At 69.4% G+C, this 23,066-nt stretch carries 19 protein-coding genes and 2 pseudogenes; 13 read left to right on the forward strand and 8 right to left on the reverse strand.

The window, feature by feature from the left end; translation table 11 throughout:
- Positions 1-193: 193 nt before the first annotated feature.
- The 7 genes from ACH4YL_RS24340 to ACH4YL_RS24370 all read left to right on the forward strand — a co-directional run bounded on the left by ACH4YL_RS24340 (position 194) and on the right by ACH4YL_RS24370 (position 10,299).
- On the forward strand, positions 194-1,615 hold the full coding sequence (locus ACH4YL_RS24340) for a nucleobase:cation symporter-2 family protein (RefSeq protein WP_398509628.1): 1,422 nt from the start codon (positions 194-196) through the stop codon (positions 1,613-1,615).
- Between the two features lie 118 nt (positions 1,616-1,733).
- Positions 1,734-2,879 carry a substrate-binding domain-containing protein gene (locus tag ACH4YL_RS24345; RefSeq protein WP_398509522.1) on the forward strand — a complete coding sequence of 382 codons (1,146 nt, stop codon included), beginning with the start codon at positions 1,734-1,736 and terminating at the stop codon, positions 2,877-2,879.
- Between the two features lie 123 nt (positions 2,880-3,002).
- Complete coding sequence (locus ACH4YL_RS24350; RefSeq protein ID WP_398509523.1) at positions 3,003-4,313, forward strand: ABC transporter substrate-binding protein; 1,311 nt, start codon at positions 3,003-3,005, stop codon at positions 4,311-4,313.
- 77 nt (positions 4,314-4,390) lie between these two features.
- Positions 4,391-5,383 carry a carbohydrate ABC transporter permease gene (locus ACH4YL_RS24355; protein ID WP_398509524.1) on the forward strand — a complete coding sequence of 331 codons (993 nt, stop codon included), beginning with the start codon at positions 4,391-4,393 and terminating at the stop codon, positions 5,381-5,383.
- The gene (locus ACH4YL_RS24360) at positions 5,380-6,303 is read left to right on the forward strand and encodes a carbohydrate ABC transporter permease (protein ID WP_398509525.1); all 924 of its coding nucleotides are present in this window, start codon (positions 5,380-5,382) and stop codon (positions 6,301-6,303) included. The genes ACH4YL_RS24355 and ACH4YL_RS24360 overlap by 4 nt, the downstream gene beginning before the upstream one ends.
- An 11-nt stretch (positions 6,304-6,314) precedes the next feature.
- Positions 6,315-7,382 (forward strand): hydroxyacid dehydrogenase, encoded by a 1,068-nt coding sequence (locus ACH4YL_RS24365; protein ID WP_398509526.1) that lies wholly within the window; start codon positions 6,315-6,317, stop codon positions 7,380-7,382.
- 31 nt (positions 7,383-7,413) lie between these two features.
- Positions 7,414-10,299 carry a glycoside hydrolase family 2 TIM barrel-domain containing protein gene (locus ACH4YL_RS24370; protein ID WP_398509527.1) on the forward strand — a complete coding sequence of 962 codons (2,886 nt, stop codon included), beginning with the start codon at positions 7,414-7,416 and terminating at the stop codon, positions 10,297-10,299.
- Here ACH4YL_RS24370 and ACH4YL_RS24375 read toward each other — a convergent pair.
- Positions 10,286-12,721, reverse strand: coding sequence for a polysaccharide lyase 8 family protein (locus tag ACH4YL_RS24375; protein WP_398509528.1), 2,436 nt, complete (start codon positions 12,719-12,721; stop codon positions 10,286-10,288). The two genes, ACH4YL_RS24370 and ACH4YL_RS24375, sit on opposite strands and share 14 nt — an antisense overlap.
- 197 nt (positions 12,722-12,918) lie before the next feature.
- Positions 12,919-13,782, reverse strand: a complete 864-nt coding sequence (locus tag ACH4YL_RS24380; RefSeq protein WP_398509529.1) for a chitosanase — start codon at positions 13,780-13,782, stop codon at positions 12,919-12,921.
- Between the two features lie 471 nt (positions 13,783-14,253).
- Between ACH4YL_RS24380 and ACH4YL_RS24385 the strand changes: the two genes are divergently transcribed.
- Positions 14,254-15,465 carry an RNA-guided endonuclease InsQ/TnpB family protein gene (locus tag ACH4YL_RS24385; protein ID WP_398509530.1) on the forward strand — a complete coding sequence of 404 codons (1,212 nt, stop codon included), beginning with the start codon at positions 14,254-14,256 and terminating at the stop codon, positions 15,463-15,465.
- A 611-nt stretch (positions 15,466-16,076) separates the two neighbouring features.
- Here ACH4YL_RS24385 and ACH4YL_RS24390 read toward each other — a convergent pair.
- Both ACH4YL_RS24390 and ACH4YL_RS24395 read right to left on the reverse strand, forming a co-directional pair.
- On the reverse strand, positions 16,077-16,208 hold the full coding sequence (locus tag ACH4YL_RS24390; protein ID WP_398509531.1) for a hypothetical protein: 132 nt from the start codon (positions 16,206-16,208) through the stop codon (positions 16,077-16,079).
- Between the two features lie 136 nt (positions 16,209-16,344).
- Positions 16,345-16,860: a metallophosphoesterase gene (locus ACH4YL_RS24395; protein ID WP_398509532.1), complete on the reverse strand. Its 516-nt coding sequence runs from the start codon at positions 16,858-16,860 to the stop codon at positions 16,345-16,347.
- Between the two features lie 189 nt (positions 16,861-17,049).
- On the opposite strand from ACH4YL_RS24395, the gene ACH4YL_RS24400 reads away from it, so the two are divergent.
- Both ACH4YL_RS24400 and ACH4YL_RS24405 read left to right on the forward strand, forming a co-directional pair.
- Positions 17,050-17,982, forward strand: a complete 933-nt coding sequence (locus ACH4YL_RS24400; RefSeq protein WP_398509533.1) for a transposase family protein — start codon at positions 17,050-17,052, stop codon at positions 17,980-17,982.
- A 131-nt stretch (positions 17,983-18,113) separates the two neighbouring features.
- Positions 18,114-18,245 (forward strand): annotated as a pseudogene (locus tag ACH4YL_RS24405) (IS5/IS1182 family transposase); the annotation flags it as partial.
- 8 nt (positions 18,246-18,253) lie between these two features.
- Here ACH4YL_RS24405 and ACH4YL_RS24410 read toward each other — a convergent pair.
- Entirely contained in the window at positions 18,254-18,718 is a 465-nt protein-coding gene (locus ACH4YL_RS24410; RefSeq protein WP_398509534.1) for a barstar family protein, read from the reverse strand.
- Positions 18,719-18,981: 263 nt separating this feature from the next.
- Here ACH4YL_RS24410 and ACH4YL_RS24415 point away from each other — a divergent pair.
- Both ACH4YL_RS24415 and ACH4YL_RS24420 read left to right on the forward strand, forming a co-directional pair.
- Positions 18,982-19,200: pseudogene (locus ACH4YL_RS24415) on the forward strand (winged helix-turn-helix transcriptional regulator); the annotation flags it as partial.
- Positions 19,201-19,281: 81 nt separating this feature from the next.
- Entirely contained in the window at positions 19,282-21,441 is a 2,160-nt protein-coding gene (locus ACH4YL_RS24420) for a hypothetical protein (protein ID WP_398509535.1), read from the forward strand.
- Here ACH4YL_RS24420 and ACH4YL_RS24425 read toward each other — a convergent pair.
- Genes ACH4YL_RS24425 through ACH4YL_RS24435 form a run of 3 tightly spaced genes read right to left on the reverse strand, consistent with a single transcriptional unit; the run spans position 21,404 to position 22,721 of the window.
- Entirely contained in the window at positions 21,404-22,006 is a 603-nt protein-coding gene (locus ACH4YL_RS24425; protein WP_398509536.1) for a TIGR03086 family metal-binding protein, read from the reverse strand. The two genes, ACH4YL_RS24420 and ACH4YL_RS24425, sit on opposite strands and share 38 nt — an antisense overlap.
- 60 nt (positions 22,007-22,066) lie before the next feature.
- The gene (locus ACH4YL_RS24430; RefSeq protein WP_398509537.1) at positions 22,067-22,456 is read right to left on the reverse strand and encodes a hypothetical protein; all 390 of its coding nucleotides are present in this window, start codon (positions 22,454-22,456) and stop codon (positions 22,067-22,069) included.
- A 43-nt stretch (positions 22,457-22,499) separates the two neighbouring features.
- The gene (locus ACH4YL_RS24435) at positions 22,500-22,721 is read right to left on the reverse strand and encodes a hypothetical protein (RefSeq protein WP_398509538.1); all 222 of its coding nucleotides are present in this window, start codon (positions 22,719-22,721) and stop codon (positions 22,500-22,502) included.
- A 64-nt stretch (positions 22,722-22,785) separates the two neighbouring features.
- Here ACH4YL_RS24435 and ACH4YL_RS24440 point away from each other — a divergent pair, with 64 nt between their 5' ends.
- Entirely contained in the window at positions 22,786-23,052 is a 267-nt protein-coding gene (locus ACH4YL_RS24440; RefSeq protein ID WP_398509539.1) for a hypothetical protein, read from the forward strand.
- The last annotated feature ends 14 nt before the right edge of the window (positions 23,053-23,066 follow it).

The raw sequence follows: 23,066 nt of genomic DNA on the forward strand, positions 1-23,066 counted from the left end.
CCCCCCCCCCCACCCCCACCGCCCCCCCCCCCCCCCCCCCCCCCCCCCCCCGCCCGCCGCGCCCCCCCCCCCCCCCCCCCCCCCCCCCCCCCCCCCCCCCCCCGGGACGGTGACTCGTGTCTTCACACCCCCGAAGCACTGTGCTCACCGCTGCACCATGCGCACCACCTCCCTGACACCCGCGTCACCGCCGATGCGTAACCGACCGGAGGCACCACACGTGGCCGCACAGTCCAGCCCATCGAAAGATGCAGTCGCAGCACCGGAGGGGAAGCATCCGGTCGATGAGACCCTGCCTCCCCTGAAAATGTTCACCAGCGGCCTGCAGCATGTGGCCGCGATGTACGCGGGGGTGGTGGCCCCACCCATGATCGTCGGGCCGGCCGTGGGGCTCAGCGCCACGGAGACGGCCTTCCTGATGGGCGCGAGCCTGTTCACCGCGGGCATAGCCACCCTGCTGCAGACCCTTGGCTTCTGGAAGGTCGGGGCCAGGCTTCCGTTCGTCAACGGAGTCTCGTTCGCCGGTGTGACGCCGATGATCGCCATCGGCAAGGACCGCGGAGCCGACGGCATCACCGTCATCTTCGGCGCGATCATCGTCGCCAGCGTGCTGGGCTTTGTCCTGACGCCGTACTTCTCGAAACTCGTCCGCTTCTTTCCGCCCGTCGTCACCGGCACCGTCATCACCCTGATCGGCGTCTCGCTGCTGCCGGTCGCCTTCAACTGGTCGCAGGGCGGCAACTCCACCGCCGCCGACTACGGTTCGATGAAGAACATCGGCATGGCGGCCCTCACCTTTGTGATCGTGCTGCTGCTGCGCCGGGTGCTGCGTGGCTTCCTTCAGCAGATCGCCATCCTGCTCGGCCTGGTGGCGGGCACCATCATCGCCGTACCGCTGGGCATGACCAGCCTCGACGCCATCAAGAACGCCGACGTGATCGGCTTTCCCACACCGTTCCACTTCGGCGCACCGCAGTTCGAGATCGCGGCGATCGTCTCGATGTGCATCGTGATGCTGGTCTGCATGACCGAGTCGACCGCCGACATGCTGGCCCTCGGCAAGATCGTCGACCGGCCCGCGGACGAGCGGATCATCGAGGGCGGGCTGCGCGCCGACACGCTCGGCAGCGCAGTCAGCCCGCTCTTCAACGGCTTCATGTGCAGCGCCTTCGCCCAGAACATCGGCCTCGTCGCGATGACGAAGGTACGCAGCCGGTTTGTCGTCGCCGCGGGCGGCGGCATCCTGATCCTGCTGGGCCTGTGCCCGGTCGCCGCCTCCGTGATCGCACTCGTACCGCTGCCGGTCCTCGGTGGCGCGGGCATCGTGCTGTTCGGCTCGGTTGCCGCGAGCGGCGTCCAGACGCTGGCCTCGGCCGCGCTGGAGAAGGGCGAGAACGCCCTGATCGTCGCCGCCTCGCTGGGCATCGGCCTGATCCCGATCGCCGCGCCGGGCTTCTACCACGCCTTCCCGAAGGACGCGCTCGTCGTCCTCGACTCCGGGATCTCGACCGGATGCATCGTGGCCATCGTGCTCAATCTGGCCTTCAACCACCTGGGCAGGAAGGGCAGTTCGCCGATGGTCCCGGCGCAGGCGGAGTCGGCCGCCGTCCACTGACCGGTCCGTCCGGCAGGGGCCGCTGGACCCTTTCGTCGATCGAATGGATCGAAAAGTGATCGATACGATTGCGAGGCGTACAGTGTCCCCACCGGCGGATCGGAACATGGGGGACAGGATGCGACTGCATGTCGACCAGCGTCATGAGCGGGTGCTCGAGCTCGTCCGCGAGCGCGGCAGCCTGCGGGTGTCCGACCTCGCGGCCGAACTGGGAGTCTCCGCGGTCACCTTGCGCCGCGACGTCGAGACGCTGGCCGCCCAGGGGCGGGTGCACCGGATGCACGGTTCCGTCGTCTGGCCCGGCGGCGAGCCGTCCGGGGAGCCGTCCGGGGAGCCGAAGGCCGGGTGCGCGGAGACCGGCGGCGCGGTGATCGGAATGATCGTCCCGACCACCAATTTCATCTTCGCCGACATCGTGCGCGGTGCGCGGGACGCCGTCGAGGTGCAGGGCGGCCGGCTGGTCCTCGGCATGTCGGGCTATCTCGACACAGAGGACCCGGTGCAGGCCGAGCATCTGCTCGCCGGCGGTGCCGACGGGCTGCTTGCGGCCCCGAGCTGGTTCGGCGGGGTGCCGGCCGGCGGCCAGGAGAAATGGCTGCTGGAGTGCGGGGCGCCGGTCGTGCTCGTCGAGCGCTGGGCGCCGCCGGGCAATCCGGCCGCGGGGTTCGACCGGGTGCGTACGGACCGTGCGCACGGTGCCGCGGTGGCCCTCGGCCACTTCGCGTCGCTGGGGCACCGCAAGGTCACGGCGGTGGTCCAGGAGGGCCCGCACGCGGCTCAGATCACCGCGGGGTACCGGGCCGCCGTCGAGGCGCACGGCCTGGTTCCGGCCCCCGGTTCACCGTTCACGATGGCGACCGACCGCGACAGTCAGGCGCGCTACGACGCGCTGGCCGCGCATCTCGCCGACGCGGTCACCCGGCACGGCGTCACCGCGGCGCTGGTCCACAGCGACGAGGACGCCATCGTGCTGGTGCCGAAGCTTCAGTCGAAGGGCATCAGTGTGCCCGGTGACCTGGCGATCGTCGCGTACGACGACGAGGTGGCCTCTCTCGCGGACGTGCCGTTGACCGCGGTCGCCCCGCCGAAGCGGTCGGTCGGCGAACTGGCGGCGAAGCTGCTGCTGCAACGGATCGCCGAGCGCGACGGCGGCCGGCAGCCGATGCCCCGTCAGCACCTGGACCTGCTGCCGGAGTTGAGAGTCCGGGCCTCCTGCGGCTCCGCTCCCGGCGGTGCCGACGGCACACAGGTTCGTAGCGACTGATTGATCGGCGTTCTCCGATCGTATTGATTGTCTTGTGCGTTCGCTCTTGACGTCGATCGGTCGCTCACAAATGATGTGCTGCGTTCGCCTCTTCCCGTACGAGGTTCACGTAGGAGCCGTGCAATGTCGCGCACTTCCCGCACGTCCACTTTCGCTCTCGCCGCGTCGGCGGCCGCACTCGCGCTGCTCGCCACGGCCTGCGGCGGGAGCGGCAACAGCTCGAACGACGCCGGATCGGACGGCAAGCCGATCACTCTCACCTACTGGAGCTGGACTCTGGGGGCGCAGAACACGGTTGACGAGTTCAACCGGACGCACAAGAACATCCAGGTGAAGTTCTCCGAGATCCCCGGCCAGCCGGACGGTTACACCAAGATCTCGAACGCGGTGAAGGCGGGCAACGCACCCGACATCGCCACCATCGAGTACCAGATGGTCCCGGAGTTCGCGAGCCAGGGCAGCCTCGTCGACATCAGCGAGTACGCCGCCGACACGGTCGAGAGCAAGTTCCCCAAGGGACTTCAGGACCTGGTGACCTTCGGCGGCAAGACCTGGTCGGTGCCGTTCGACGCCACACCGCAGCTGCTCTACTACCGCAGCGACCTGTTCAAGAAGTACGGCATCGAAGTCCCCAAGACATGGGACGAGTTCAAGACCACGGCCGAGAAGGTCAAGAAGGCCGAAAAGAACGCCCGGATAGCCAGCTTCCCCAAGACCGACCCGGCCCTGCTCGCCGCGCTGTCCTGGCAGGCCGGCGGCAAGTGGTTCGCCACGGAGGGCGACTCCTGGAAGCCGGCCGTCGACGATGCCGGCTCCAAGAAGGTCGCGGCCTACTGGGACGGTCTGATCCAGGACGACCTGGTGCAGAACTTCGCCGGCTACAGCCCCGAGGAGACCAAGGCCCGGCTCTCCGGCCAGACCCTGGCCTTCCTCGGCGCCTCGTGGTCCGCGGGCGGGATGTCCACCGCCATGCCCGACCTCAAGGGCAAGTGGGCCGCGGCACCGATCCCGCACTGGGGCACACCCGCCAGCGGCAACTACGGCGGCACCTCGTACGCGGTGATGAAGGGCAGCAAGAAGGCCGAGGCCGCCGTCGAGTTCATCAAGTGGGTCACCACCAACGGCGACGCGGTCAAGGCCCGCCTCGGCTCGCTCAAGTCGCCGAGCAGCGCCCTGCCCGCGAACCCGGAGATGCGTGCCGTGGCGGCCAAGGAGTTCGACACCTCGTACCTCGGCGGCCAGGACCTCTACAAACTCGGCTCCGAGCAGGTCGACACCATCCAGCCCGGCTGGACCTGGGGCCCGGTGCAGCTGAACGTCTACCAGGCCATCCAGGACGCGGCGGTGAAGACCACCTTCACCGACGGTCTGGCCGCCGGCCAGCAGACGGCACGGACGGCGATCAAGGACCGGGGTCTGAAGCTCGCGGAGTGATCCACCGCCGCCGGGCGCACCGCGCGCCCGGCGGCCGCCGCCTCCAGACCCGTCCGCCTCCCGCAAGGAGCACCACCGTGGCAGCACCCCCCGCTCCCGTCGAGAGCACAGAGAGCACAGAGAGCACAGAGAGCACAGAGAGCGCAGCGAGCACCGCACGCAGCGCCCGGCCGGGCGCGAACCGCCTCCGGCGCAGCCAGCACCGCGCGGCCGCTCTCTTCCTCACTCCGTTCTTCGTGCTCTTCGCCGCGGTGATGGCGGCGCCCATCGGCTACGCGGTCTGGATGAGCCTGTACGAGGAGCGCTCCGCCGGCCTGGGATTCGGCGGCACCGAGCGGGTATTCGGCGGCCTCGCCAACTACACCAAGGCTCTGTCGGACCCGGGCTTTCGCGAGTCCTTCCTGCACATCGCCCTGTACTGCGCGATCTACATCCCGGCCATGGTCGGCACGGCCCTCGTCCTCGCGCTGCTGGTCGACTCGGCCCACGCCCGTGCCCGGCGGTTCTTCCAGCTGGCGTACTTCCTGCCGCACGCCGTGCCCGGTCTGATCGCCACGATCATCTGGATCTATCTCTACACGCCGGGACTCAGCCCGGTGCTGGACTGGATCGACGCCGCCGGCGGATCGTGGTCCTTCTTCTCGGCCGAACACGTGCTGTCGTCCATCGTGAACGTCGCCGCCTGGCAGTGGACCGGCTACAACATGATCATTTTCTATGCGGCGCTCCAGGCGGTCCCGCGCGAGACGATCGAGGCGGCCGTCGTCGACGGCGCCGGAGCGATCCGTACCGCCGTGCAGATCAAGATTCCGATGATCCGCTCCGCGGTCGTGATGACCACCCTCTTCACCTGCGTCGGCGCCATCCAGCTCTTCACCGAGCCGAAGATCATGAGCCTGCGGGCGCCGTCCATCGACACCGAGTGGTCGCCGACCATGTTCATCTACAAGGCGGCCTTCCTCCAGCACGACTACGGGCTTGCCGCCGCGGCCTCGCTGCTGCTCGCGCTCCTCGGCGCGGTGCTCTCCTTCATCGTCACCAAGCTCGGCAACCGGGGGAAGACGGCATGAGCACCGACACCGCGGCCAAGGCCCCCGCAACCGCGCCGCCGACCGCCCGAACCCACCGGCAACCGGCCCGGCGTCCCGCGTCCTCGAACGTGCTGATGTCGAAGGCCGTCGTCAACGGCCTGCTGATCGTGGTCGCCGCGTACATGCTGATGCCGGTCAGCTGGCTGCTGTTCGCCGCGACCAAGAACCACCGCGACCTCTTCGGAACCTCCGGCTTCTCCTTCGGCGACTTCAACCTCCTCGCCAATCTCGCCGATGTGTTCAGCTACAACGACGGCATCTTCCTGCGCTGGCTCGGCAACAGCGTGCTGTACTCCGTCGTCGGCTCGGCGGCCTCCGCACTGGTCTGCGTCGCCACCGGCTACGCCTTCGACAAGTACGCATTCCCGGGCAAGGAGAAGCTGTTCGGCGTGGTGCTGATCGGCGTGCTGGTCCCGGCCACCGTCGTCCAGCTGCCGATGTATCTGCTCGCCTCCGAGGCGGGTGTGGTCAACACCTACTGGGCTCTGCTGCTGCCCGCCCTGGTCAACCCGTTCGGCGTCTATCTCGCCCGGGTCTTCTCCGAGGGCTATGTGCCGGGCGAGGTGCTGGAGGCCGCCAGGGTGGACGGCGCGGGCGAAGTACGGACCTTCACCCGGATCGCGCTCCCGATGCTGGCTCCCGGGTACATGACCATCTTCCTGTTCTCGTTCACGGCCAGCTGGAACAACTTCCTCGGCCCGCTGATCATGCTCAACGACGAACACCTCTACCCCGTCAACCTCGGCCTCTACATGTGGGACCGACAGGTCCAAGTACAGCCCGAGTTCTACTCGCTGACCATCATCGGCTCGCTCGTCGCGGTCGTCCCGCTGATCATCGCCTTTGTCGCACTGCAGCGCTTCTGGCGCTCCGGACTGACCGCAGGCGCGGTGAAGTGAGCAGGACGAGCATGCCGAAACCCGAAGGAACACAGCTGAACAGCACCGCGAACCAGCCACCGTCCGCACAGCCGCGCACCGTCCTCGGCATGGGCCGGAGTGTGCACGACCGGCTGCACCGGGACGGCATGCTCGACCGGCTGCTGCGGACCGCCACCGTCGACACCACGCTCGTACTGACCGCCGGCGACGGCAGCCCCGGGCCCGCCCTCGCCGAAGCCCTGGCCGGTGCCGAAGTCCTGTTCACGCACTGGGGCTGTCCACCGCTGACCGAGGACACGCTGCGGGCCATGCCGAAACTGCGGGCCGTCATCCATGCCGCGGGCAGCGTCAAGCACCATGTCACCGACGCCGTCTGGGCGCGCGGCATCGCGGTCTCCTCGGCGGCGGCGGCCAACGCCCTGCCGGTCGCGGAGTACACGCTCGCCGCGATCCTCTTCGCCAACAAGGGCGTCCTGGACAGCGCCCGCAGCTACCGCCGGACCCGGGCCGCTCCCGACCATCTCGCGGGCTTCTCCGGACTCGGCAACTACCGCCGCACCGTGGGCATCGTCGGCGCGTCACGGATCGGCCGCCGGGTCGTCGAACTGCTCGCGCCGTTCGACCTCGACGTCCTCCTCCACGACCCCTACCTCGGACCGGCCGACGCCGCCGCGCTCGGGGCCGAGGCCACCGGACTCGACGACCTTGTGCGCCGCAGCCATGTGGTCAGCATCCATGCGCCCCAACTCCCCGAGACCCACCACATGTTCGACGCGGACCGCCTGGGGCTGCTGTGTGACGGGGCCACACTCATCAACACCTCCCGGGGCTCGCTGGTGGACACCCGGGCGCTCACCGAGCAGCTGCGGACGGGCCGGATCAGCGCCGTGCTCGATGTCACCGAACCGGATGTGCCGCCCGCCGATTCGCCGCTGTACGACCTGCCCAATGTGCTCCTCACCCCACACGTCGCCGGATCGCTCGGCAACGAGCTGGGCAGGATGACGGACTGGGCCGTCGACGAACTGGAGCGCTACGCCCGTGGGTTGCCGTTCGTCCACGAGGTCGGGCCCTCCGAGCTCGCCCGGTCGGCCTGACCCGAAAGACACCTCCTAGGAGCCCGCCATCATGGTGAATCCGCCCGCACCCGTCCCCGACCCCGGTACCGGATACGTCGAGGACCCCTCCCCGGGGCGCGGCCGGCTCGCGCCCCGCGCCTCCTTCGCCTCGGACGCCCAGGCCGTCCCGCTGGACGGCGACTGGCGATTCCGGGCTGCGCCCGGACTCGGCGCTCTCACCCCCGGGTTCGAGGACCCCGGCTTCGACGACAGCGGCTGGGACACCCTGCCGGTGCCCTCCTGCTGGCAGCAGCACAGCATCGGGTCGCCCGCGTACACCAATGTCACCTATCCCTTCCCGGTGGATCCGCCGCGCGTCCCCGACGAGAACCCGACCGGCGAGTACCGGCGGGAGTTCACCCTGCCCGACGCCTGGCCGGACGGCCGCGGCGTCCTGCGCTTCGAAGGCGTCGACTCGTGCTTCGCCGTCTGGCTGAACGGGACCCCGCTCGGCGACGGCAAGGGCAGCCGGCTGCCCACCGAGTTCGACGTCACGGACGTACTGCGGCCCGGCCGGAACGTCCTGGCGGTCCGGGTGCACCAGTGGTCCGCCGGCAGTTACCTCGAGGACCAGGACATGTGGTGGCTCTCGGGCATCTTCCGCTCCGTCCGGCTGCTGGCCCGCCCGGCTGCTGGACTGGACGACTTGTTCGTGCACGCCGACTACGACCACACCACGGGCGAGGGCATCCTGTCGGTCGAGACGTCCGGAGCTGCGGCCCGGCTGCATGTGCCGGAACTCGGCATCACCGACGCGGACCCGGCGGGACCGCACCGCATATCCGGCGCTGTCCCGTGGACCGCCGAACAGCCACGGCTGTACGAGGCCGAACTGGTCACCCCCGGCGAACGCGTCCGGCTGCGCATCGGCTTCCGGCGGGTCGCCGTCGAGGACGGCCTGCTCAAGGTCAACGGCCGCCGGATCCTGCTGCGCGGGGTCAACCGGCACGAATGGGACCCGGAGACCGGCCGCACGCTCTCGTACGAGACCATGCTGCGCGATGTGCTGCTGATGAAGCAGCACAACATCAACGCCGTGCGCACCAGTCACTATCCGCCCAGCAGTGAATTCCTCGAGCTGTGCGACGAGTTCGGGCTGTGGGTCGTCGACGAATGCGACCTGGAGACACACGGCTTCGAGCTGACCGGCTGGCGCGGCAACCCGAGCGCCGACCCGGCCTGGCAGGACGCGTGCCTCGACCGGATGAGCCGGGTCGTCGAGCGGGACAAGAACCACCCCAGCGTCATCATGTGGTCGCTCGGCAACGAGAGCGGCACGGGCGAGAACCTGGCCGCCATGTCCGCCTGGGCACGCACCCGCGACCCGGGCCGCCCGATCCACTACGAGGGCGACTGGGACAGCGGATACGTCGACGTCTACAGCCGGATGTACGCCGACCACGCCGAGACCGAGCTGATCGGACGCCGCGAGGAGCCCGTCACCGAGGACCCGTCACTGGACGCTCACCGGCGTGCGCTGCCGTTCATCCTCTGCGAGTACGCGCACGCCATGGGCAACGGACCCGGCGGACTGAGCGAGTACCAGCGGCTGTTCGAGACCTACCCGCGGCTGCAGGGCGGGTTCGTCTGGGAGTGGATCGACCACGGGATCGCGCGGCGGACGGCGGACGGGCGGCGGTTCTTCGCGTACGGCGGGGACTTCGGCGAGCCGGTGCACGACGGGAACTTCGTGGCCGACGGTCTCGTCTTCCCGGACCGTACGCCCTCGCCCGGGCTCGCCGAGTACAAGAAGGTCGTCGAGCCGGTACGGATCACGGTGGACGCGGCCGCCCGCACCATCACGGTCCGCAACGGTCACGACTTCCGGGACACGGCCCATCTGGCGTTCCGCTGGCGGGTCGAGGACACCGCCGGAGGCGATCTCGACGTCCCGGTCCTGCCGCCGGGTGAGAGCGCCGTACTGACCTGGCCGGAGGTGCCCGCCGGGGACGGCGGCGAGCGATGGCTCACTGTCTGCGCGGAACTCGCCAAGGACGAACCCTGGGCCGAAGCAGGACACGAGATCGCCTGGGGCCAGGCGGCGGTCGACGGCGCCCGGGTGCCGCGGAAACGGCCCGTTTCCGCGGTCCGCCGCGGCACTCGTCTGGAGCTCGGCCCCGGGGTGTTCGACACGGTGACCGGACGGCTGGTCCGCGTCGGCGACCTCGAACTCGAAGGCCCCCGGCTCGACTTGTGGCGCGCCCCGACCGACAACGACGAGCTGGGCCTCCGGCTGGCCGACCAATGGCGGGCCCTCGGACTGCACCGGCTCACCACCAAGGTGCTCTCCGTCGAGCCCGCGGGCGACGGCCTGACCGTGACCACCCGGACGGCGGCCGCCGGCACCGACGCCGCGATGACCGCGACCTGGCGCTGGACCGGCGACGCGGAGCGGCTCCGGCTCGATCTCACCACCGCTCCGGCCGGCGAGTGGCCGGTGCCGCTGCCGCGCCTGGGCATCCGACTGTCCCTGCCCGGCTCGATCTCCGCCGTGGACTGGTACGGCCGGGGCCCCGGCGAGGCATACCGCGACACCACAGCGGCCGCTCGTGTCGGCCGGCACCGTCTGACGGTCGACGCGATGCAGACCCCGTACGTACGGCCGCAGGAGAACGGCAACCGCCGCGAGGTACGCGAGGCGCGGCTCACCGGAGACGGCGGCGGACTGATCGTCACCGGTGAACCGCACATCGACCTCACGGTGCGCCGCTGGACCTCCGAGGATCTCGACGCAGCCCGGCACACCGCCGAACTCACCCCGCGGGACCGGGTGTTCGTGAACATCGACGCCGGCCACCACGGCATCGGCACGGCGTCCTGCGGTCCCGGCACGCTGCCGGAGCACACCCTGCACGCAAGGCCGACGAGGCTACGGGTCGGCTTCAGCCGAGCCTGACGGTGATCTTCTGAGTGGCGCCGCCGGTGCCACTCAGATTCCCGAAGGTCAGGCGCAGCGAGCTGCCGGTGGTCGCCGAAGTGACCGTGGCGGGCTTGGAGATCACCGAGGTGACGGCGCGGTTCCAGGTGAGCGTGAGCGAGGTCTGCATCCGCATCGGATCGGACACACAGACCACCGCCGTGCCGTCACCCTTCTCCCGGATCATCACCGCGCAGGGCGCGCTCGCGACGAGCGGTCCCACCGTCCCGCCGAACCAGAAGTTGACTCCGGTGAAGCCGAGCGAGGGCACGCGGACACCCTGCTGGTCGTCGGTGTTGGCGAGGATCTGCAGCCAGCCGCTGTCGGAGGCGCGTGCCGAGGTCTGCGCGGTGCTCGCGCCCGGCAGCAGCTGGTACGCGTATCCGGCGTCGACCGGGGCGGTGCCGTGGTCGAACCAGAGCGTCAGATAACGGCGGGACAGCGCGCTCGTGGAACCGCCCTTGTTGATGTCGCTCCACTTGCCGGTGCGCTGCTCGCGCAGCGCCTTGAGCGTGCTGCCGCCCGGGAAGACATAGCCGCCGAAGCCGCCGATGTGGGCCCAGCCGGCGGCGGACAGCGTGGCGGACCACGGGAGCGCCGCGGACGGCTGGACGACGCCGTCGACGGTCAGCACGTGGTTGCCCGCCGGGCCCAGGTTCCGGTTCTCGACGACCGATTCGACGGCCGTCCCGTCCGTGCAGCCGATGCCGGCGCCGAGGCAGACGATCGTGTCGTCGAGGCAGAACCAGGACTTCTTCGCGACGAGAGTGCTGGAGAGGCCCTTCACGTACTGTCCGATCGCCGCGTGCTGTCCGTCGGTGGCGCCTCCCACCCAGTTGACGTCCGGCCGGGACGCGCCCCAGTCGCCGCCCGCGGCGTCGGCCAGCGGCTTCCTGGAGACCGTGATGCCGGGCAGCCGGTACGGGTCGACGGTGGGCCAGAAGGCGTCCGAGTACTGCCCGTTGCCGTAGCTGTCGCCCCACCAGTAGAGCATTCCGTTGCCGGTGTGCCAGCCGCGCAGATTCTCGCCGTTGCCGGTCTCGTAGTGGGCGATCCTCTTGGACGCCATGCTGATCGACGCGGCCCACCCGGGCCGGCGGTGCGTTGCCCGGTCCATGGCCGCGAACAGCCGGTGCCCATTCGGCTCGGCGATCGCGGTGACCGAGGCGTCGTTCTGGACGGCGGCGAGGCGGGCGAGTCCCGCGATGCTCAGCGCCGGACTGCTGGTGGCCGGACTGTAGTAGTCGCGCTGCAGCCAGCCCTTGACCAGGCCGCGCCAGCGGGCGTTCTCGGCGCTGCTCGCGCCTTGTCCGAGCAAAGCGATCGAGGTGATGACGCCGTGGCCGCGGGTGTGGTCGTCCTGCTGGGTCTGCTTGGGGTCCGTGCCCTGGACGCCGCGGCTGATGGAGCGGCCGGAGACCCCGTCCATCATCAGGCCGTTGAAGAGGAAGGGCGCCCAGGCGTCCTCCACTGCGTCGAGGACGATCTGGCGGTTGGGGTCGGTGACGGCCCAGCCGGATCCGGCGAGCAGGGCGAAGAGCAGGCCGAGCCCGCCGAGCATCACCGAGCCGTACGCGCCGGTGTACGGCACATAGGTGTGCTGGATGAACGAGCCGTCGGTATAGAGGCCGTCGCCGCTGGTGACGTACGGGAAGACCGGGGAGAGCGCGTCCCGGGCGAGAGCGATCTTCGCGGAGTTCTTGCCGACGACCCCGCGCAGGGCGAGGACGCGGCAGAGGTCGACCCGGTTGGCGCCGGTGCTGGTGCCGGTGTAGGAGGCGACCGCCGAGTCCGGTACGAAGTGGTCGACAGCGGCGCAGTAGTTGGCGATCTGGGCGGCCGACAGCCGGTCGTACATCAGCACACAGATGTCGAGGAGGATCTGGGGCGCGCCGATCTGCCAGCTGTACCAATTGCCGTACCGCGCCTGAGTCGCGTTGTAGACCTGGGTGTGGAGATGGTCGAGGCCGGTGAGGACGTCCGCCGTGAGGGCGGCGTTCCCGGTGAGGCCGGTGCCCTGGCGGATATACGCCTCGGCCATGGTGCGCAGCCGGGAGTAACTGTCCACGATCCGCGCGGAGAAGCCGTACGACTCCTGGTCGGTGTCCGGCTCGGGGTCGGCGAAGACGAGGTCGGGCCAGAGCGAGCCGCTCGCCGGAGCCATCGAGTCGCGCCAGCCGGCGGCCGCGGTGCCGATCTCGGTGAGCCTGGTCCTGAAGGGCTCGGCGGTGGGGCTGAAGCCGGTACCGAGGATCAGATCACGCCAGGTGGTGCGCAGCGCGTCGTACGCGTCGGCGGCTTCGGCGGCTTCGACGGTGAAGGCCGGTCCGGTGATCGTCAGGGCGAGGGCGGTGCAGCCTGTCACGCGCAGAAAGCCGCGACGGGTCCAGGGAGTCGTCATTGGGGGTCTCCGGAGCCGAGGGGGGTGTGCCGGGGCACGAGCACCTTGCGAAGTGACCGGTTTCTAGCATCGCTGTGGTCAAGTGCTCAAGTATTTCTGCGCAATTGAGCGTATCGATCGATTGAGGGCACGCCGAAGGGCCGGGCGCCCGCAATTGCGGTGCACCCGGCCCTCTGGGTTTTGCGCCGTGCTCAGTCTCAGTCGATGTGGAAGCTCTCGCCGTAGACCTTCCAGTCCAGCGGCGTGTTGAGGTTGAAGTTGTTCTTCTTGACGAAGACGCGCTGCGCCGTGTCGACGCGGCTGGTGTCCTCGTGCGCCTCCTCCTGCTTCATCGCCCAGACCCGGGCGTCCAGGAAGGCATTGAGATAGGCCTTCTCGTTGCCGCCCTGGGCCGGCGGCTTGGCCTTGGCGAGTGCCTTCTTGCGGATGTTGCTGAAGCTGGTGGAGTCGCCGCCGTCGCCGTGCATCACGATCGCGTCGTAGTAGATGAACTGGCCGAGAACGCCGATGCCGTCGCTCTTGCCGCGGTTGACCGCCGGGTTGAAGTAGACGCGGTCGCGCTCGTCGTTCTGCGCCTTCTTGAACTCCGAGTCCTGGGCCGCCTTCGCCCAGTCCTTGGTGTAGTTGGGGTCGAGGCCTTCGTGCGAGTCGCTGCCGTCGACATTGCGCAGGGCGGGCAGGTACTTGGCGAGTACGTTGCCGGGCTTGCGTTCGGTGTACAGCTCCACCAGATCGAGCATGTCGCCGGTACCGGAACAGAATCCGATGATCCCGGCGGTGTAACCGCGCCCGTCGCCTATGTCCTCGATGTACTTGTACTGCGCCCTCCAGTCCAGCGAGGAGTTCTCGGCGCTGGACACCAGCTTCATGGCGATTTCCTTCTTCGCCGGGTCGTCGAGTCCGACGGCTGCCGGCGCTGCCGTGGTAGTGGCCGGCGCGTCGGAGCCGGAGGGTGAGGCGGCCGCGAAAGCGGTGGCGGGTATCGCGATCAGCGCGACTCCGAGTGCCACGCGGGGGAGGAACCTGATCGGACTCTTGGCGCGCTTATGGGGGGTGGGCACCATGCCTCCATCGGGAGTTCGTCGTTCTCGTGTTCTGTTAGGAAGCTTTCCTATCAGAGAGTCGAACGGCTCGTACACCCCTTCGTTGCACGGAATTTGGAGCGTTCCGGCCGGGCCGGGCTCAGCGCCCGGGCCACGCCATGAGGTTGCGAAAGGGCTCAGGCCCTTGGGCGTGGGGGAGTCCCTCCTCTGGGCCGTTGTTGGCCTCAACTGTTGGCGCGAGCCTGCACTGTTGACCCGCATTGAGTAGATTTGGGTCATGTATATGGTGATCGTCATGGCCGTGACGCGGAGGTTCGCCGGTACTCCGGTGGCGTGTATGCCTTGGGCTGCATGTGGTGTGGTACCTGAAGTGCCGCCGCCGGGTTTTCGACGGTAGTGTCGCGGTCCGGCTGCGCGGGCTGATCGAAGCAATGCATCAACACCCAGTGGGCCCCGGGACGAAGCAGCGGAAGGAGGTGGAGGGCGAACGTGCACCGCGGGTATAGGTTCCTCCTTCGCCCCACGGTCCGTCAGGGGCAGGCTCTGGGCGAGATGCTGCGCGATCACTGTTCCCTCTACAACGGGGCTTTGCAGGAACGCCGTGACGCCTACCGGCACTCGTCGAAGACGAGCATCAAGTACGGGCAGCAGTCGGCGCAGCTCAAGGAGATCCGGGCGTTCGATCCGGAGAGTCAGGGCCGTTGGTCTTTCTCCTCGCAGCAGGCCACTTTGCGCCGGCTGGACAAGGCGATGCAGGCGTTCTTCCGCAGGGTCAAGGCCGGGGAGAAGCCGGGTTATCCGCGCTTTCGGGGTGCCATGTGGTTCGACACGGTGGACTTTCCCAAGGACGGCGACGGCTGTCGCTGGGATTCCACCCCGCACGACCCCGTGACCCGCGTCCGTCTACAAGGGGTCGGGCACGTCCGCGTGCACCAGCACCGCCCGGTGAAGGGCAGGGTCAAGACCGTCAGCGTGAAGCGTGAGGGCAAGAGGTGGTACGTGATCCTCGCCTGCGACGAGGTCCCCGTCGAGCCGCTGCCTGCGGCCGGAGCCGTGACCGGTATCGACATGGGCGTAACCCACTTCCTCACCACCTCTGAGGGCGAGCACCAGCCCAACCCGAGGCACGGCAAGCGCCATGCAGATGCTCTCGCCGAAGCGCAGCGGGCACTCAAAGTGTTCCCGCGTCGGAAGCGGGAGAGCCGCACCGCCAAGCACCGCCGGGCGGTGGAGAAGGTTGCCAAGCTGCACCGTAAGGTGCGCCGTCAGCGCACCGACCACGCGCACAAGACCGCCCTGGCGCTGGTGCGCACCTACGACGTGATCGCGCACGAACGCCTGAGCATCACGAATATGGTCCGCGCACCCAAGCCCAAGCCCGACCCCGAACAGCTCGGCAGCTTCCTGCCAAATGGTGCTGCGGCGAAGGCGGGCTTGAACCGAAGCATCCACGATGCGGGTTGGGGGGTGTTCCTGGGCATCCTCGCGCACAAGGCTGAAAGCGCCGGTCGTCGACTGATCCCCGTGGACCCCCGCAACACCTCCCGCACCTGCCCCGCCTGCGGGCACGTGTCCGGCGAGAACCGCACCACCCAAGAGAAGTTCGAGTGCACCAGTTGCGGTCACACCTCCAACGCCGATCAGATCGGCGCACTCAACGTCGCTGTGAGGGCCGGGCTGGTCCTTCCTGACGTGGCCTAGCCACCGAATGGAGAACCCCCCGGACTTACCCGGGGGGAGGAGTCACGAGGTTGCTGAACAGCTCCGCCTGTTCGATCGCGCCATCCAGCGCGTGGTGCGTGTGCCTGCGCTGCGAGAGCAGGTCGGGCGGGATCGTGCCCTTCGCCACGGCACGCTGCGGCAGGCGCGCCTTGGTCGCCTACAGCGTCTTCATGTCCAGGCAGCTCGAGTGCACGAAGGGGCTCGCGCCGGTGAGGCGCAGCAGATACCAGTACAGGACGTCCAGTTGTACGAGGCCGGATCGCCGACACCACCGCCGACACCGGCAGCGCGTCCGCGGTGGTGTCGGCGATCCAGAAGGTCCGGGCCGATAGGACATATGGCTCTCGCGCCAATCGAGCCTGCATGCGTAGGCGTGGGATCGGCTGCGCCATCCCCGAGAAGGCCGACCAGGTCCACAACCGCAAGCGACTCGGCTCTCGCGGTGGCCGACCGTCGAGTGCGGGATCAACAGGCTCAAGCGGCACCGGGCGGTGGCTACGAGATACGACGAGCTTGCGGTCCGCTACGAAGCGACGGTGCCGGTCGCAGTGATCCACGAGTGGCTGTGACCAGCATCTTCGCCCGATTACCTAGAAACCGGCGATCGGTGCTGCGGCGTGGCTGACGGGGACGATGTGCGTGGCCCAGGAAGGGCCGCTGAGGAGGTGGAGCATGAAGGACGTCGGCTCCGGGAGGTAGTTGGGGACTCCCTGGCGCAGCATCAGGCCACTCTGGAGGTGAGTGCTGGGAGCGATGGCCAGGGTGCTGCCCGCGAAGCCAGCAACGACGGGGCGGTGCACGTGGCCGGCCAGGATCCTGGCGACTTGGCTGTGTCGGGCGAGTACTTCCCCTAGCTCGTCACCGTCGTCCAGGGCGCATCCCGTCCAAGAACGGGATGCCGACCGCGATCGGAGGGTGATGCAGGCAGACGATCGCCGGGTTCTGCGGTCTGCGAGCGAGGACGCCATCGAGCCACTCCAGCTGCGGGGCTCCCAGGTGGCCGCCTGCTGAGCGGGGCACCTTCGAGTCCAGGACGATGAGGGTGAACGCGGGGTAGTCCACCTTGTAGTGCGCCCCTGTCGCACCACCCAGAAAACGCGTGCCGCCGAACTCCTCCAGCAGCGCCTTGGGATCGTCGTGATTGCCTGCTGTCAGGTGCAGTGGCAGCGGGAAGCTGCCGATCACCTCGCGCAGGATCTTGTATTCCTGCGGACTGCCTTGATCGACTAGGTCGCCGGTGATCACCACGCAGTCGGGCTGCGGGTCAAGCGCGAGGACACGGCCCAGTGCCCGGTTCAGCCCCTCCGAGGGAGCGCCGGCAAGGGGACCGGTCGTGATATGCGGATCGCTGAGATGCGCGATGGCTACGGTCATCCTCGAACGCTCCAACACCGCTGCAGCCAGCGGCAATCGATCACGCTGAGGGCGGAATGGCCGACGAGGTCGGCATAGCGATCGCCGTCAACAACTAGCTGTGCCAGCAATTTCGCAACACGCCCTAACGAGCTCGTGCATGGTTGGCGGTGAGGCGTCGAACCCTTGATCGTTGATCATGGTTGTGTGGTGGGAAATGCGACTCGAGCAGTGGTCATCAGCAACCGGCGGATCACGGGCCTGACGGCCGATGTGATCGCTGAACTCGTCGCCGAAATCGGCCCGTTGTGGCACGAACGCCACCAGGCAAGGCTTGCCTCCCGGCAGCGGAAGCGGGCCGTAGGCGCCGGCGCGAAGCACCGGCTGGTGTTCATCGACCGGCTCCTGGCGACCCTTATCCATCTCCGTCACGGGGCCACCCACGACGTGCTGGCCTGCTGGTTCGGCGCGGACCGCTCCACCATCACTCGAGCCATCAACGAGGTGCGTCCGCTGCTCGCCGAGCGGGGGTGCACCATCAGCCCCGATGTGCGGCTGCGGACCCTGGCCGAAGTCGTAGACCATCTGGGCGCGACCGGAAAGACCGGCATCATCGACGGCACCGAGATCCGGGTCCGGCGGCCGGCCGCCGGACGCAAGGACCGGGACAAGTTCATCTCCGGCAAGAACAAGCAGAACGCCGTCAAATCCATGGTGGTCACGGACGGCGAAGGCCGCGTGCTGTTCTGCAGCTCGACCCGGCCCGGAAGCTGCGCGGACATCACCCACGCCCGCCAGTTAGGGCTGGTCAAGCTCCTGGCCGGCGGGCCCGCGGTCGAGATCCTCGCCGATGCCGGCTACCAAGGGCTGGGCGCACAGACCGGCGGACGCGTGGTCACCCCACCGCACCGCAAGTTCAAGAAGAACGCACCGGACTGGTACGAGGAGATGTACGAGCGCCAGCGCAAGGCGCATTCCTCACGCCGTATCCGCGTCGAGCACGGCATTGCACATCTCAAGAACTGGCGGGCCCTGGCCCGCCACCTCGGCCGTCGCGAGCACATGAGCGAGACCGTCCAAGCCATCGCCGGCCTGCTGTCCCATCAGCAGAGCGCAGACCTGACATCAGCTCAGCAGATGTGAAACCGGAGCCCAAGCGAACCCCTCGACGCCTCACCGCCAACCATGCACCAGCTCGTTAGTCTGGTCTGCATGACCAGCATCGCCGGCCGGGCAACGGCCGTTACCGACATGGGCGAAGCTAACGTCGTCATCGCAACACGGTTGAGCGGTGCATCAACCGCTTGAAGCAGTGGCGCGGCATCGCCACCCGCTTTGAGAAGACCGCGACCATCTGCCTGGCGGGACTCCACGTCGCGGGCATCTTCCTCTGGCCCGCGAGATGAAGCCGCTCCTATGACGAGACCGTCTCTTCCCAGCACAACCGCAGCTGTTCTTGCAGGTCCGAAACGGATGCTGCGTCGCAGGACATGACGACTACGAGTCTGCTGAGGTCGATGCCCTCGGGCCGCTGTGTGTAGGACCATCGCTGTCCTGCCCGCAGAAGGGTCCTGAGGAGCAGCTGCCGTCCGGCGGCATCGTCCGACAGTGCCTCATCCGCGGCCTCGACGATCAGTACGTAGTGGTCCGCGGGCAGCCACTGCAGATCGCGCAGACAGTCGGAGAGGGCATCCCAGTTCCACCCGAAGTAATCAGGCAGCCTCAGTCCGTCGTAGAACTGCTGGAAGGCGGCGTCCGTGTCGCGCATCTCCCGGCCGTCGAGACGCGCTACGTACGTCCTGCCGGTCTTGGGAAGCAGCAGATCGACAGGCAGGGCGCCTTGCTCCGGAACGACGTGCACCCAGGGCACAGTGTGCACCGCCACCCTCCCTCCAGTGATCCAGGGCGTCCACCGCCGTCAGAGCCGGTGACGGCAGCGAGCTGCAAAGTCTAGATCCATTCGAAACGGCCTAGCTCCGGCCGTGGATGCGGCGCTCCAGCTCCTTTACGCGGTGAATGGCAGCCTCGACTTTGAGGACGCCGATTCGCGCTACCTCCATCTGCCGGTCCTGAGCCGCCCGGTCACGCTGGTTCACCTCCACTTCCTCGGGGGTGTCGGGCACGGCAAAGGCCACTAGCGCTCGGCGGATTCTCACGCTGACCCTGCGCAATCTGGAGCGGGACGGACTGCTGACCTTCACGGTCTACCCGACGGTGCCGCCGAAGGCGGAGTGCGTACTCACCCCGGTGGCAAGGGAGTTGCACAGCAGGCTGCAGACGCTGACCGACTGGGCCGACCGTCATCGCGTCACCATCGCGGAGTCGCGTGCCGCGTACGACGAGAAGCGTGGGGTGCCGTGACGACGCCGCCGAGAGGCGCCTGCGCCGCAACGGCAGGCCGGTCGACGGGCGTTGTCAGACCCCCGTGCCATGCTCGGGGACATGGATCTTGCACAGGTTTTCGCCGGTCTCGACGGCCCCCGGTGGACAGAGCTGAGCCACGCCTACGGCAGCGCGGAGGACCTGCCGCAGGCGCTGCGGGCGCTGGCGTCCGACGACGACGGCGAGTCCACCGAAGCCCTTGACGAGCTCTGGTCCAGCCTCGTGCACCAGGGCACTGTGTACGCCGCGACCGCCGCGGCGGTGCCGTATCTCGCCGGAATGGCCGCGGCCGGAGTGCGGACCCTTGATCTGCTGGTGCTGCTCGGCGCGATAGCGGAGAGCGAGGACGAGTACGGCCTGGACGCACCCGGCGCATGCCGTGCCGCGGTCGCGGCCCAACTGCCGCTGATACTCCCGCTGATGGAGGCCTCGGACGCGCAGGTGCGGCAGGCCGCCACCTGGGCGGCAGGCCGGACCGGCGCCGCCGGCGCGGCACTTCCCGTGCTGCGGCAGCGCTGGGCCGACGAACAGGAGCCCGGCGTGCGGGCGGAGGCGCTGGCCGCCACGGTCCGCCTCGACCCGGCGGGCACCGGCGCGACCGCGCTCGCCGCGATGTCCTCGGACGAGCCCGGCGAGCTGCGCGTCGTCGCCGTGTTCGCCTGTCTCGACGCGGGCCTGCCCTGGTCGGCGGAGCACCGGGAAGCGATGCTGTCGCTGCTTCCCGCGGACCCGTTGGTCTCCGGCCGCTTCGACCAGGACCGGACCGAGCCACTGCACTACGTCGTCGAAGTGCTGCTGCGCCGCGACACGGACGCGGACCGCTCAGCGGCGTACGAACTGCTCGATGCGGCGCTGCGCTCCGAGGACGCCGACGCACGGGCGGAGGCAGTGTGGGCGGCCGACCATGCGTGCATGATCTCCCGCAGCGCGCCGGAGTCGCTGGCACCTCCTCTGCTTGCGCTGCTCGGCGACGACTCGTCCCCGCAGAGCCCGCACACCGAAGCGCTGCTGCCGGTCCTCGGCAAGCTCGGCGGCCGGGCCGCCGCGGCGGCACCGGCACTGGCAGCCGTCGCGTCCGCGGACGGCGACCTCGCCGACCGTGCCCTTGCGGTCCTTGTCTCCGTGGCGCCCGAGCGGGCCGTCCCCCTGCTGGCCCGCGATCTGCCCGACCGCCCTCGGGCCTTGGCGGCCGCGGCGGGCTTTCCCGGCTCGCGGACCGAGCCTGCGATTCCCTTCGCCGCCGAGCTGCTGGACGCGATCCGCCACCGGCTGACCGACGACGGCCTCGACGGCAACGAGCCGATCCAGCTGACCGGGCTGCTCGCGCACTGGGGAGTGCGGGCCGCGGCCGCGACGCCCGAACTGACCGAAGCGCTGCGACGGTTCCCGTCCCAAGTCCCGCCGGCGCTCGCCGCGGTCTGCCCGCCCGGCGCCCGCGACGGCACGGCCGCGCTGCTGCGGCGCGCGGCCGGAAAGGGCCCGGAAGGAGGCCGGTACGCGGCGGCCAAAGCGCTGCGGGAGCTCACCGGAGAAACCGGCCCGCTGGTGAAGGCGCTCAAGCGCCAACTCGCGGCCGAGCATGTGTCCCCCGAGACGCCCGCTGCGATCGCCGACCTCGGTCCGGACGGTGCCGTGCTCCTGCCGCAGCTGCGTGCCGCGCTGACCGCGCCCGGCAAGCAGCGCACCGTTCCGGAGCTCAACAGGGACGTGCAGATCGCTCGCGCGCTGTGGCGGCTGACCGGATCCGAGGAGGAGGCCGTCCCGGTACTCTCCGGCGTCCTGAAGGAGTCCCTGGGCAACACCTGGACCCGCTGGTCGGCCCGGCACGCGTCCCGGGCGGCCGCCGAACTGGGCCCCGCGGCACACGCGTTGGGCCCGGACCTGGCAGCTCTGCTCGACGATCCCGAGCAGGCTCCGTCGGCGGTCCTCGCCCTGCACGCCACCGGCAACGGCCTGGACCCCGCCCGCGCGGCGGAGTACCTCCTGGACTCCGCCGAACGCAACGCCGACCCGGTGACCGCCCTCGAAGCTCTGCACGCCCTCGGCCCGGACGCGCTCATACCTGAGGTCACGGCCCGACTGACCGCGCTCGCCGAGCGCGACCTGCGGGTGGTGACCTCCGGAGTGGAGCCCCGGATCGTCCCGAGCGACGAGAGCCTCCGCGAGCAGGCCCGCGAACTGCTCAGTCCCCGGGCCGCCAGTCCGGGCGGCGGCCGCTGAGCCCGACGACACGGTCGAGCAGCGGCGCGTCCCCGGACACCGTGACAATGGGCCCGAACATGCCGTCCGGGCTCCGATCGTCATCGGCCGGCTTCAGCAGTTCGTACGACACCGCCAGGCTCGCCTCACTGGGCGCGTACGCCTGGCCGGTGGCGCGTGCCAGGTCCCAGCCGTGGATCACGAGCTCGTTGACGGCCACGCGCCCGGCGATCGCGGCCGGGAAGGTGATGCCGCCGGCCTGCGTGTCACCGTCCCACGCTCCGGGCCGGTCCCAGGCCTGCGCCAGCTCGTCCAGCCGCTGCGGAAGCACGGTCCGCCAGTCCGCTTCGAGCACCGGCAGCACGGAACCGGGGTCGGTGTTCGTCGTCGGCCCGAGGTCCTTGCGTGCGGCGTCGCGGAAGGCGGTGGCAAGGCCGACGAGATGGCCCAGCAGCTCCCGTACGGCGTACTTGGGACAAGGGGTCGGGTCGTCGAGCCGTTCGTCGCCGATCGCGTCGATCAGCGCCGCCACGGCGTCGGCGGCAGGGCGGAGGTCAGGGGTGGAGGTCTGCGATGTGGAGTCCATACAGGGGAGACGACCCCGCCGCCCGAAACTCATCGCTCGACCGGTCATCGCTTCGACCGGTCACTCCTTCGGCCCGATCCGCAGCCCCCGCTCCTCCTGCCTGTGGCCGACGTCCCGCGCCCCTGTCTCCTCCACCACCGTGAAGTACGACCGAAGGCCCGCGACGAGGCGCTTCACGTCCGCGGGGCGGCCGTGCACGAGCGCGGGGACCTCGTCACGCAGCCGTACCAGTTCGCTGAGGGGATGCTGTCTGCGTACGTCGAAGGACCTGGTCGAGACGGTCGGACCACCGTCCGATCCGATCGCCCCGGCCCCGGGCGGCGCGGGCCTGAAGATCGCGCTCAGCGTCTCGTACACCAGCCCGGCCGCCATGCTGCCGTCCATATGCAGCCCGACCATTCCCGCTGAGCGGTGGCGGGCGGACTTCCTCTCCTTCGGCCGTAGCTGCATATCTCCAGCATCCGGCCTTTGGCGTGTATGCGCCCGGCGAACCCTAGAACGACGTCTCGCTCACACTCGCCTTGTCCACCGGCTCCGTCGTCGCCGTCACCTCCGAACGATGGCGGCTGGCCGAAAAGGTCACCGTCAGCGTCTCGGGCGCGCTCTGCGTGGTGCTCACCGTGAAGCCCTGGTTCGGCACGGCCGAGATGAGGCAGACCCCGCCGCTTCCGTAGCGCACGGTGGCCTGGCCGCCCTCGGACGGGATGGTGTGCACGCCAGAGCCGCCTTCCTCGCAGCCCTGGTTCGACGGCTCCGACGGCTCGGGTGGAGGAGAAGTCGTGCGAGCCGCGGGAGTCGGCGTCGCGGTACGGGGATTCTCGGTCTTCCGTGACGGCGTCGGCTCCGGGCTGCGCGACGCACTCGGGGTCGTTTTGGGGCTCCGCGACGGGCTCGGTGTCGCCGAGGGCGACGGCGAGGCGGCGAAGTCCGTCGGCGCCGACTGCGCCACCGGTGCGGTCGGTCTGGTCGATCCCACCACGAAGTGGACCGTGATGATGACGGCCGTGACACTGGCCGCCGTGCAGGACAGCCAGATGAGCAGGTAGCGCAGGAACCGGGG

Source organism: Streptomyces sp. NPDC020681 (assembly GCF_044334895.1).
In the GTDB taxonomy this organism is placed as follows: domain Bacteria; phylum Actinomycetota; class Actinomycetes; order Streptomycetales; family Streptomycetaceae; genus Streptomyces.